At 48.5% G+C, this 12,900-nt stretch carries 9 protein-coding genes; 7 read left to right on the top strand and 2 right to left on the bottom strand.

Annotated features, from left to right (window positions below; genetic code table 11):
- The coding region (locus tag Q8M98_05090) for an MjaI family restriction endonuclease (GenBank protein MDP3114137.1) at positions 1-613 on the bottom strand (613 nt) is incomplete at its 3' end.
- A complete protein-coding gene (locus tag Q8M98_05085; GenBank protein MDP3114136.1) occupies positions 597-1,886 on the bottom strand; it encodes a DNA methyltransferase in 1,290 nt (429 codons plus the stop codon). The genes Q8M98_05085 and Q8M98_05090, both read right to left, overlap by 17 nt.
- Before the next feature lie 315 nt (positions 1,887-2,201).
- Between Q8M98_05085 and Q8M98_05080 the strand changes: the two genes are divergently transcribed.
- Genes Q8M98_05080 through mfd form a run of 7 tightly spaced genes read left to right on the top strand, consistent with a single transcriptional unit; the run spans position 2,202 to position 12,112 of the window.
- Entirely contained in the window at positions 2,202-3,305 is a 1,104-nt protein-coding gene (locus tag Q8M98_05080; GenBank protein MDP3114135.1) for an MraY family glycosyltransferase, read from the top strand.
- Positions 3,302-4,042, top strand: coding sequence for a ribonuclease Z (locus tag Q8M98_05075; GenBank protein MDP3114134.1), 741 nt, complete (start codon positions 3,302-3,304; stop codon positions 4,040-4,042). The genes Q8M98_05080 and Q8M98_05075 overlap by 4 nt, the downstream gene beginning before the upstream one ends.
- Entirely contained in the window at positions 4,042-5,451 is a 1,410-nt protein-coding gene (locus Q8M98_05070) for a hypothetical protein (GenBank protein ID MDP3114133.1), read from the top strand. The genes Q8M98_05075 and Q8M98_05070 overlap by 1 nt, the downstream gene beginning before the upstream one ends.
- A 2-nt stretch (positions 5,452-5,453) precedes the next feature.
- A complete protein-coding gene (locus tag Q8M98_05065) occupies positions 5,454-6,047 on the top strand; it encodes a DUF5683 domain-containing protein (protein ID MDP3114132.1) in 594 nt (197 codons plus the stop codon).
- 10 nt (positions 6,048-6,057) lie between these two features.
- Positions 6,058-6,477 carry a hypothetical protein gene (locus tag Q8M98_05060; protein MDP3114131.1) on the top strand — a complete coding sequence of 140 codons (420 nt, stop codon included), beginning with the start codon at positions 6,058-6,060 and terminating at the stop codon, positions 6,475-6,477.
- A gap of 17 nt (positions 6,478-6,494) precedes the next feature.
- Entirely contained in the window at positions 6,495-8,717 is a 2,223-nt protein-coding gene (locus Q8M98_05055) for a UvrD-helicase domain-containing protein (protein MDP3114130.1), read from the top strand.
- 11 nt (positions 8,718-8,728) lie between these two features.
- Complete coding sequence (mfd, locus tag Q8M98_05050; protein ID MDP3114129.1) at positions 8,729-12,112, top strand: transcription-repair coupling factor; 3,384 nt, start codon at positions 8,729-8,731, stop codon at positions 12,110-12,112.
- The last annotated feature ends 788 nt before the right edge of the window (positions 12,113-12,900 follow it).

The following is a 12,900-nucleotide window of genomic DNA, read 5'->3' as shown; positions in this document are numbered from 1 at the left end:
TTATCCTTTTAGCCACATCTTTGTCAGGCATGTTATACACATAAGCATCCAACCGTTTGCGATATTTTGCGGGACAGCGCTCTTTGTGCATGCAATTACCGCACAACAATTTAGAGAATACAGCTTGATATCCTGATGATGCTTCGATATAAAAATCCACTCCAAAAGTCCTATCCCATTCATCCAATGCGGGTTTTATATCGCAGGATAATTCTTTTTCAAGGATTCCGTAAATGGTTTGAATCTCAGTGTGATAGCCTTCAAAAGTGCGATTTATCACAAGGTTATATACATAGTCTATGCATTCATCAAGAGTGATTAATTCGAGTTCCTTTTGAACAACTTCGGTTAGTTTTATATAGAGCGTTTTTCCGAGCTCCTCCAAAAACTCTTTTGTTACCTTGATGCCATTTTGTTTATTTTGAACTGCATCTTGGAAATAGTAATCAATCCATTCCTGATAAGCTTTTGGGGCACAGTTCCTGATTAGTTCCGATGTCTTTCCGATACTTGAGGATTTGTTCAAGCCCCATCGGTTGGTTCCATAGTTTATTTGTGTTTCGCGGTGATATCGGTAGTTTTCGCCAACCTTTTCCTTATGCCATTCGTTCATTGATAACCTCTTTGAATTTATTTATATACTTGAACTGATACGTATCATCCAATTCTACCAATCCTTCTTTCAGCAGGTGAATGTTTAGAAAAGTCTTGTTCTTTAGGTACAAGTAGCAAAGCAAGTTGTTGTTAGAGTCATACTTGGTGCTGTCAAAGCGGAGAAATACTTGTTGACCGTGCAGTTTCAAACGAAGAAATTCTACCGCACTCGCTTTTAGAGATGGATTTTCTTTAATCCCAAGCAAGTGAATTTTCAGTCCGTTATTCAGTTGCAGCATGATGGGATTGATAATCTCTTTGACATTGTAATACTCAGTCCGTTCCGTATGATTTGAGTCAATAATTGACCCAAAAGTCAGTTTCTTTACGTCCATTTTCTTGTTTACCTTGTGGGGATCCACGAATATATAAGGCATTTCAGAAAGAGACATTGAAGGAGTCTCTATTGATTTATCCTCGTAGAAATCTACTTGGCAGGAGAACAAATCCATCTGCGACAAGGACAATTTCTTTTTAATTACCGGGATGTAATCTTGATTGATTTCGTATCCGACAGAATTGCGATCAAGATGCATAGCTGCCAAGGTAGTTGTCCCGCTGCCTAAAAAGGGATCGCAAACAGTTTCTCCATAAAAGCTAAACATCTTTATCAGCCGCAAGGGAAGCTCTTCCGGAAACATGGCAATATGCTCATTCTGTCTGGCGCCGCCGAAATTCCAGTGACCACTAAAGTATTTATTCCATTCTTCTTTGGATAGTTCAGATTTTCGTTTCTGCTCGGGGTTTGGCTTCGGAGCTTCGCCCAATTTTTTGAAGATCAGAATAAACTCGTAGTCAATTTTCAATATCCCATTTCTTGGGTATGGGAAACTTCCCATCACAGAGCCACCTCCCGTGGTGTTCATGGTTGTTTGCTTTTGCCATATAATCGCTCCCATATAGTCCATTCTTAGGCTTTCACAAAACTTTATGATCTCGGTGCGAATAGGGATTACTTTGTATCTGCCATAATATACTGAGCGGGCAAATTGATCCCCAATATTGATACACAATCTGCAACCATTATGTAAAATGCGATAACATTCCATCCATACCTTGTTCAAGCTGTTTATATAGCTTTCATAATCTTCATCAAAACCGATTTGATGATCAGAGCCATAGTCCTTGAGCTGCCAGTATGGGGGTGAAGTAACCACCAATTGCACCGACTGATCTCTCAGCAAACTCATATTGCGACTATCACCTGTAATTACTTTGTGGTTTGTTATCATAGTATTTCCATGCTTTCTTGGGTCATTTTCTATTGTCGGGACATCTGTCAGTTGATTGATCTCATGTCAAGCTAAATCGGGCTGGATATTGCGATTTGCCGGTAGCCCTTTTTCTATGAGTTAGTTTTCGGCTTTCGCAGGCTTTGTGATGCACGCTATCAGATTCGCGGGCGGAAAATGACTTAATGAGAAGGATGTCCGTAGATCAATCAACAGCAGATAGATAACAGGAAAATGCCGAAAAATCAATTTATCCTTTGACAAAATAGATATCATTATCAGAATGGCATAAAATGGAAAAATGGAGTTATCTGGATGGAACATCGGATATATGAATACCTGAGCGTGTTCATAATGTCCTGGTTGCTGGTTTATGGGCTCACGCCTTTTATCATCAAGCTGGCGCGGGCGATGAACTTTGTGGACAGACCGGAAGCCCGGAAAATGCATCTCTCAGCCACCCCGCTGATGGGGGGCGTGAGCGTTTTTATCGGATTCTTCCTGCTTTGCATCTACGATGTGGCAATCTCGCCGGGCAGGAGTTTTGACAGACCGATGACCGGCTATCTGCTGGGCTCTTTTCTGATTATGATGATTGGTCTGATCGACGACCGGCGACCACTTAGTCCGATGATCAAGATGTTTGGGCAGTTCTTTGTGAGCATGGTCTTTATCCTCAGCAATTTCTCCCTGCCGGAGCTCAAACTGATGTTTGGCTCGATCTATATCTCCCTGCCATTGATGGTGTTATGGATGGTCGGATTGATGAACGCGCTGAATTATCTGGACAATATGGATGGCATCCTGAGCGGCATGGCAGGCATACTCGGAATCGGTTTTTTTGTTTTCAGCCTCACCAATATCACCCAGACAAATCAAGAGGCGATGGCGTTGATTGGATTGATATCGCTCAGCTTTGCCGGTTCCGTATTCGGTTTTCTCCCCTACAATTTCAACCCCGCGAGGATTTTTTTAGGCGACGCGGGATCGATGTTTATCGGCTATTTTCTCTCCTCGATGGGCATTCTCATGGCGCGTTTTGCCGGTAATAGATACAATGACAAGATGTTTTTCCTGATGCCGGTGCTGCTGCTCAGCTATGCGATTTTTGACATCGCGCTGGTGAGCTATACTCGCAAACGCGACGGACGCCACGTGATGCAAGGCGGTAAAGACCATTCCACCCATCGCATCCACACAGCTCTTGGCTCCATCAAAGTGACCGCTTTCATTGTCTATACCATCAACGTGCTGATCGCGCTCACCGCGGTGATAATCTTCATCATCGGCTCGCGCGAGTTATTGTTGATCACAACGGTGATGTTTGGCGGCTTTTTCCTGATCTTTGGCCGCAAGCTTGATCAGATCCCGATCGTGGTGACCAAGAACCAACAGAAAAGAAAGGAAGGTGACGCATGAAATTTATCATCCTCGGTTCGAGCCCCGGCATGCCAAATTTGAACACACATCAAAGCTGCATCTATGTGAGCGTGAACGGCAAACACCTGCTCTTCGATTGCGGAGAGGGGACTTCCCACCAGTTGCTCAAGCATGGCTTGGACGGTGACGTTTTGGATGCCATCTTTATCAGCCATTATCATCCGGATCACATCTCCGGCATTTTTATGGTGTTGCAAATGCTTTATCTGCAACAGCGTAAAAAAGCCCTGCAACTCTTTTTGCCGGAGCGTCCCGCCGCGCTGTTGGACGCCATGCAGATGTTCTACACTTTTGCCCAGAAATTCAGCTTTCCTTTGCAGATTCACGATTGTACTGAGATCGAACTGCATCATGACGATATCTCATCCGCCATGACGGATCACCTGCTCGGATATGAGGAGATCGTCAACGCCAATTCCCTGCCCAATCAGATGAGATCTTATGCCTTTCGCATCGAGGACTATCATGGCACATTGGTCTATACGTCTGATATTGCCACGACGGATTCTATCGCGAGCTTTATTGAAGGAGCCCACAGTGTGATCGTCGATGCTTTGCATCCCTCCTCGGATCAGATATTGAAACTCCAATATCAGAATATCAAACGGGTTCTGCTCAGTCACGGGCAGTCCGATGAATTGCTAAATTGGCTGCGGGACAACCCCTTGTCCATGTTTGAAAGCGCCCAAGAAGATAAGGAATATTACATAGATTAATGAGATATGTATTGAAATTGCTTGTGACCGGCATCGCTCTAATTATATTTCTGAGTGGCTGTGAGATAAACCGTCTCAACAGCGCCTCGGAACATTTTGAGCAACGACGCTATGCCGCTGCGATACAAGAGCTTGATGATTACATCACCAAGGGTAAAAACGGTGCAAACGCCACGAGGGCGGAAATGATGCGCGCGCAAAGTTATTATGAGCTGGCACTGCTTGCCCGCCAACGCTCCAACTGGCCATTGACCATTCGCTTTTTGAAACTCTCAAATTCCGATGAAGCAGATCTGATCTTGGCGGACGTCTATAAACTGCTTGCTGATCAAGCATCCAACGCTTCAAGCCACGAAACTGCGTTGCTCTACATCAATTCCATCCTCAGGGAGATTCCTTCCTCGGCATTGGTGCCGGAAATGCTTTATCGCAGGATCGCCCTCTACATGGACGTTTTTGTTGACCAAGAAGCCGCCTGGCGGGATTATGCCTCCCTCTTTGACGATCATCCCAATAACAGCTTTGAGGTGACAGCCCGCAAGTTTATGGCGCGCATCGTTCCCCCCCGGATATCCTATACCCGCCGGCTCTTCAATTCGGGATATTTCAGCGAAGGGCTGAAGATCCTGTTTGAACTTGCAAAATACCCGGTCGTGGATGAGCAGGACATCAACGTGATGATCTCCGATGCATATATTACCCAAGCGGAAAACCATCTCGCGGGACAGGATTATTTTGAGTCCGATCGTTTTTTTCGCATCGCAGTGCAATATAATCCCGCCAAGAAAAATGATATCGACCGCCGCCTGCGGGACATTGCCGGCTTATACATTCAAAAAGGAGACGCCCTGCTTGCGGAGAAGGACTTTGACAACGCGCTGATTCATTATCAAAAGACTTTCGACATCATCCCAAATTATTCCCTTGCCGTGCAAGCGATCGAACGGCTGAACACCATCCGGGCAAATATCATCCGTGCCGCACAGATCTTTGATTCTGCCGAAAAAATTGAAGCCTCCGGCAAACTTGCCGATGCCCTGAAGCTCTATCAACAGGCTTTTTCACTGGATAGTAAACCGGAATACCGTCAACGAAGCAATCAGATGCAAAACCTGCTGGAAGCGGAAAAAACCCCGGTTGCCTTTGCCCAGAAAATCATCAACGAATACCGTGGCGGCATCCTGAACAGCAGAATCCAGAATCAAAAACGCGATCTGCTCACCCGCTACAAAGCCGGCGAGATCAGAGATTCCGGTTGGAAGATACTGCTCTCCTCCGGTCAGTATAAATATGAAGCCCGATACGATCTGATCACTCCCCGTGAAACTTTTTTCTATGTGTGGCAGATCAATCTGCGTGACCGCAGCATTCTGCCGCTCAACAAAATCTCCGAAAACCTGATGAGGTGACGATGATTACATTAAAACTCCCGCTTATGACATTGACGCTGTTGCTGCTTTGGTTGGGACTCTCCGCTCAGACGGGATTTGACATCACCCTGTTTTCGGATAGCACCAAATATGGCTGGAACAATTATCTGGAACGGCGCGACTATCGCGATCACCTGGTGGAGCGTCAGAAACTGCTGCAGCTCTATGAAATGGAAGCCAATTCCCCCCGTGGAACCATCATCAAATCCGCAATCATCCCCGGTTGGGGACAATTTACCAACAAAAACAACATCAAAGGATCCATCATACTGGGAACTGAACTCTTTCTGATCGGAACATCGCTCTTTTTCTTTGACCGCAGCGTTTATTATCATCGCAAATACGAGGAAGCCACGCAAGTGGAGGATATCGAGACCTATTACAACGCCGCCGTTGGTCCACGCCAATATTCGGTGATCTTTCTCGGCGTGGCGGTGCTGGTTTGGGGTTACAATATCTTTGATGTGATCCAAAGCACGGATGATTATAATGCCTCCGTCTGGCGCAGGATCATCGATCAATATGCCAAATCTCCCGTTCAGATCAAACCTGAAGGGATTGAGATGCGGTTTTGAGGGAGAGAAAATGAGATATATCGCTGTCATACTCATACTTGGGCTGTTGCTGACGATGTCCTGCGGCTTGAAGAGATCCAATCCGCTTGATCCCATTGGCAATCCCGATATCAAAGTGCCACAGACTGTTTCCAACGTCGTGTGCACCCCATCCCCTGTTGGTGCGTCCTCCAAATTTGTCAATATCACATGGGACTTAAATTCCCCACAAAATACTGAAGGTTACTACATCTATCGCGGCTTGGCATTCTACTCAGCCTACGCGGTCGTGGACACGGTTTTCACAAATACTTGCACGCATGGTTCCAAACCCTGGCACAGCGTTTCCCCCGGAGATTATTATTACAAGGTCTCAGCTTTCAAGACCTATTCCGGAGACAGGTTGGAAGGCAGGAGCGGCCATCCGACCTTCGTTCGGGTACCGGTCTGAGCCTTCACGTTTGAGCAATGAGTTTCAGTTTTGAGGGGGAGCTAAACCCCCAACAACTAAGGGTCGCCACCGATACCGATACTGCGATGCTTGTACTCGCGGGAGCCGGTAGCGGCAAAACTAAATCCATCATCTACCGCTGCGCATATTTGCTGAAAGTGAAAAACATTGCGCCTTGGAATCTCATGGTCGTCACTTTTACAAACAAAGCCGCTCGCGAGCTTCAGGAGCGCCTCGAGGGCTTGCTCAATTTCCCGGTTCGGACGCTCTGGGTGGGAACTTTTCATAGTGTCTGTTCGCGGATCCTGCGCATTGAGCATGCCCATTTACCCTTCAATTCGAACTTCTCAATCTATGACACCGACGATCAGAAGTCGCTTGTGAAAAAGATTTACAAGGAACACGGCTTCGATCCGAAGAAACTGCCGATCAACTATGTGCTTGGAAAAATAGGCAAATATAAGACACGATTGCTCTTTCCCGAAGATGTGATTCACGGACAGGCAAACCTGCCCAAAGAGCAGTGGTCTTCCTCCGTGGCGGATGCGGATCAGCACACCGATCAGATCATCCGTATCTATACGCTGTATCAGCAGAGCCTACTCGTCAATCAGGCACTTGATTTTGACGATATTCTGCTCTGGACTGCGCATCTCTTGCGCACCAACGAAGCCGTCCGCCAAAAGTATCAGCATCAGTTTCAGTATGTGATGATCGACGAATATCAGGATACGAACCATGCCCAATTTGAAATCGTCCATCAGATCGCCCGTGAGCATCAGAGAGTATGCGTGGTGGGAGACGACGATCAGGCGATCTATAGTTTTCGCGGCGCCACAATCCGCAATATCCTCGAATTTGAAAGGGACTATGCCAATGTCTGCTCCATCCGTCTGGAACAAAATTATCGCAGCACATCCCGCATCCTTCAGCTCGCTAACGCGATCATCAAAAACAATCGCCGCCGCCATACAAAAGACCTGTGGTCTGATCTCGGCGAAGGTGAAGCTCCTATCCTCAATATCTATACCGACGAAAATGACGAGGCAAGCCGCGTCTCCAGACGCATTCTCGAATTGCAGCGCAAGGGTCTGTCCCTGAACCAGATGGCTGTGCTATACCGCACCAATGCCCAATCCCGCGTCTTCGAATATGCTTTCATCCAACACAAGATTCCGCACAGCATCGTCGGCAGCTTGCATTTCTACCAACGCACGGAGATCAGGGATCTGCTCGCTTATCTGGCTGCGATCTCCAATCCGAGCGATACTCAAAGCCTCCTGCGCATTATCAACGAACCTCCCCGCGGAATTGGACAGACAACGATCTCCAGGCTGATCGCCTATGCAAACAAAAACCGCATCAGTCTCGATCGCAGTATCCAAAACGTTCATAGCAACGCTGAACTGAACCAGTCCGCCAAAACGAAGGTCTCAGATTTTCACGAAAAGCTCCTTGCCTGGCGCGAAGCCTCGAAGAGCGAAAGCGTGCTGGAACTGGTGAAAAGCATCATGGAAGACCTGAACCTCGTGGAACAATACCGCAAAGGCAAGGATCCCAAAGAAATCGCCCGCGCGGAAAACCTGATCGAATTTGTCAGCTCCGTCAGTGAGTTCACGGAGCGCTACCTTGTGGATCATACCCGCGCACCGCTACTTGCCGATTTCCTGCCCTACGTGGCATTGCAGACGGATATGGATCTCGTCGCCGAAGGTGCCGAAAGCGTGCGCCTGATGACAATGCACAATGCCAAGGGACTGGAATTTGAGTGCGTCTTCATCGTCGGGCTCGAAGATGGCTTGCTCCCCCACAAAATGTGCATGGGCAACCGCACCGAGATCGAGGAGGAGCGCCGCTTGCTCTATGTGGGAGTGACCCGTGCCAAGCGCGTTTTGCAGCTCAGTTATGCCCGCACGCGCAGACTCTATGACACTTTTAACCACAACCAACCCAGTATGTTCCTGCAGGAGATCGATTCCTCATTGTTTGACAATCCTCAGGACAAAGCGGCATTTGCCCAGGCTCCCAGTTCCAAACCAAAGCGCAAAGCCGATTTCACCGAAAAGGACAAAAGCTACCGCGTCGGACAGCAGATCTGGCATGAAGAATATGGACAAGGCGTGATCCTCAGCGTGGACGGAGTGGGCTCAGACGCCAGACTCACAATATCTTTTCTCAAAGGCAAGCTCGCCAAGATCATCGGCACTTTCGTAAAAACCGAACCATTCGATTCGATGTAAGCGCATTCTTTATGTTATATTCGCAGATCAAAGCCCAGCTCTCCACCTCTCCATTTTTCCAAAGCCTCCCCGCGAATCTATCCGCAGGTAAAAGAGTCCAGATCCATCATTTGAACCAAAGCGCCAGAGCCCTCGTAGCAGCGCACCTTTGGGTATCCACAGGAAAGAACGTCCTCATCGTCTCTCAGGACGACATCATCGCTGAAGACATCTGGGATGACCTTTCCGCTATTGTGGGAAGAGAGAACGCCCACTATTTGCCGGATTACGAAATCCTCCCATACGAAGAACGCTCCCCTCACTACTCCATCCGCGCCACTCGCATGCTCTGCCTATACAACTGCATGGGAGAAATTCCCGCCATCTACAGTCTTTCAGTGCGCGCGCTTTTGCGGTATATCCCCCCAAAAAAGAGCATCGCCAGACATATCATCCATCTCAAACCAGGAATGGAATATCCACCGGACAAACTCTTGCAGGATCTGCACAACTGCGGCTATGAAATGGAGTATCAGGTGAGCAAAGTCTATCAGGCGGCGCGGCGGGGTGGCATCATGGATGTCTTTTCTCCGCCGCTATTGAAACCCGTACGGATAGAATTCTTTGGCGACGAGATTTTGTCTATGAGAACTTTCTCGGCAAACACGCAACGTTCCGAACCCGGCGAGCTGGATGAGGTAACTATTATCCCCGCCCGGGAACTGTGCCTGGACGATATCGACCACCACAGCCTCCTTTCCTCGAAGATCAAAACCAAGGGCTTCTATGAAGGTATTGAAAACCAGCTCAGCCTTTTGTTGCCGGAGCTGGAAACTTTCGCGGATTACTTTGAGAGCGATCAGCGGCTCGTGCTGATGAGCAATTTTAGTTATGTCCTCGAAGAAGTCCAGCAACTCGGAGAACAGATCCTCAGCCAGTATCAAAAGGATCTGAAACATAAGACGAAAGCCAAGCTCAGCCCTCCTGAACGCCTGATGGCAGGCGAGGAATATCTCTACAAATTAATCAAACAAAGCTGTAGCGCGTTTCTTTCCCAGAGCGAGTTTGTGCTCCCCTTTACCACCGAAAACATCAAAGCCCCCTTCGCGCCCCAACCTGCTTTCGGAGGCGATCTCGATCTATTGGCATCGCATCTGAAACAAAACGCTCATCAGCGCAGCATCCTGCTTTTCGACAATCCCAGCCAGAGCAATCGTATGGATCAACTCTTAGCGGATTTCCAGGTGAAGGCGGAACACCACATCGGCGTGCTGCATGAAGGTTTCAGCGTCACGGACGCAGGACTCACTCTGTGGACGGATCACGAAATCTTCAACCGATACAAACGCAAACGTTATGCCCCACGCTTTGCTCCCGGCGAGGAGATCGTGGATTATCAAAGCCTCAAACCCGGCGATTACGTTGTCCATGTCGATCATGGCATCGGCGTCTTTGAGGGCTTGAAGATCATCCGTTTGGACAGGCAGGACACCGAATGCCTGGTTTTGCGCTATGCCAATGACGATCGCGTTTATGTGCCCACTCATCAGCTTCGCCTCGTCTCCAAATACGTGGCGGAGGAAGGCGCCAGCCCTGTTTTGCACCGCATCGGTTCCAACAAATGGCAAAACACAAAACGCCGGGCAACCGAGCAAATCGAACTCATCGCTGCGGACATCGTCAAGCTTTATGCAGAACGAGCCTCACGAGTTGGAATCTCCCACAAAGCGGATGGAGACTGGCAGCGTGAACTCGAAGAATCCTTCATCTATGAAGACACGATCGACCAAACCCGCTCCACAAACGAGGTGAAAGCCGATATGGAAGCTTCCGCTCCGATGGAAAGATTGCTCTGTGGAGACGTCGGATTCGGCAAGACGGAAGTGGCGATCCGCGCTGCGTTCAAAGCTGTCTGTTCCGGATATCAATGCGCGGTTCTGGTGCCCACGACCCTTTTGGCAGAACAGCATTGGCGTGTTTTTCGCGAAAGGCTTGCTCAATACCCCATCCGCATCGCCATGCTGAGCCGCTTTCGCAGTCCACTACTGCTGAAAAAGGATATTGCCGGCATTGCCGCGGGAGAAGTGGACATCGCTATCGGCACGCACAGATTGCTTTCTTCGGACCTGCATTTCTCCCGCCTCGGACTGCTCATTATCGATGAGGAACATCGTTTCGGAGTTCGCCACAAAGAGCGGCTGCGCAAGCTGCAATCAAACGTGGACACCCTCTATATGTCCGCCACACCCATTCCCCGCACCCTGAACATGGCACTGGCAAAGCTGAAAGAAATTTCGTTGATGCAGACCTCCCCAAAGGAACGCCTCCCGATCAGAACGATCATTACTCCGAGGGATACGGAAGTAATCAAAGACGCCATCGGACGCGAGATCGATCGCGGCGGACAGGTTTTTTTCATCCACAACCGCGTCCAGACCATCGAAACCGTAGCAATGGAATTGAGAAATCTGATGCCGGGGGTCAGCTTTGTGGTCGGACATGCCCAAATGCCGGAAAAGCACCTCGAACACGTGATGGAAGCCTTCATAAACCGCGATTATCAGGTGCTCATCTCCACCACCATCGTCGAAAACGGCATCGACATCGCCAATGCCAATACCATCCTCATCGACCGCGCCGATACTTTTGGCTTGGCACAGCTTTATCAGATGCGCGGACGGGTCGGCCGCAGCAACCGACGCGCCTATGCCTATCTTTTGATTCCCAAGGGCACCACCACGGAAGCCCGTCACCGCCTCGAAGCCCTCACGCAATATGACTTCCTCGGCGCCGGATTCCAGGTCGCATTGCGCGATCTCGAACTTCGCGGAGCGGGAGCCATCCTCGGCACCAAGCAAAGCGGCATCATCCAATCCATCGGTTTCAACTACTATAACTCCCTCCTTGGAAAAGCGATCACCGCGGTGGAAACCGGCGACCCGGAACTTTTGCATCAGGACGACAGCCCCCAGACAAGACGCCAGCTCAAAACCGAAATCGACCTCTATTTCCCACCCGAATATATCGACAACGACGAACAGCGTCTGCGTATCTATCGCAGATTGAGCGAATTCGAGAATCTGGAGGAGCTGAACGACATGGAGCGTGAACTCACCGACCGCTTCGGAGCCCTTCCGGAAACAGCCCACTGGCTGCTGATGTATTTCAAACTCAACATCTTAGCCAAAGTGATCGAGCTGCAAAACTGCTATGTCCGCTCCGGCACGCTCGCATTGGAATTCAAGGCGGACAAAATGCCGCCCAAGGAATCCGTGCTCGCCTTCGGCGCCAAGGTTCCACATCCCATGCGCTTCGACACCTCCAAGGGCTTGAAGATCAGCATCGATCTGGATAAAAAGCTCAGTTACCGGGAGCAATTTTCCCTCGCGCTGAATCTGTTGTCCAAGTGGGAGTGACACAAGGATATAACGGCTTTCCCAATCAATATGTAGCGCAGCATGCCGATGCTGCGAAAACGATGATTCCGATTGATAGGTTTCTCCCTCCGCAGGATCGGCATCCTGCGCTTCCTCCTTAGCATTACGGAGTCAATACGGACTTAGTCCGTAATGAGTCCGTATTGATTCCGTATTGCTAAGGGGGAACCGGATTTTTTCACTCGGTTTGTAGCGCAGCATGCCGATGCTGCGAATCGGGGACCAGCTCTGCGCAACGGTGAAAACAATGTATGGCAACACTCAGACCACTATTTCTCGATGAAGCCTATAAATGCAGGGAAGTATCGTTAGGGATTTTGAACAGTCTCAGTTGCATATTTTCATGTGAAAGCAATATAACGATTGACAGGAAATCTGCTGGTGAAATTAATAGCCTTAAAAGTATGTTGTATTGTTTTTGAAATTGATTTGTGTTGCATAATGGTGTTAAGAAATAACAAACATAGTAGCGAGGTTTGAAACTATGAGCGATAAACTGAAATCGATTTTTACTATCGATGTAGAGGATTATTATCACGTTTGTGAGGATAGGGGTGAACCTCCCTTATCTCAATGGGATTTGCTACCGAGCAGAGTCGAGCATAATCTCCGATCGTTATTCGATTTATACCAATTCGCTTTCATATATCCAAATTCATCCACTTAAAATAGGTCAGTCTTGAAACCATATCTTTGTTGTTGTCCAGGTATTCAAAGCTATCAATCAGGGCATTCTGTACTTCATCCATTGACCCGTAGGCCGTGTT

It is taken from the genome of Candidatus Cloacimonadaceae bacterium (assembly GCA_030693415.1).
In the GTDB taxonomy this organism is placed as follows: Bacteria; Cloacimonadota; Cloacimonadia; order Cloacimonadales; family Cloacimonadaceae; genus JAUYAR01.
This window is presented reverse-complemented; position numbering and strand designations above follow the sequence as displayed.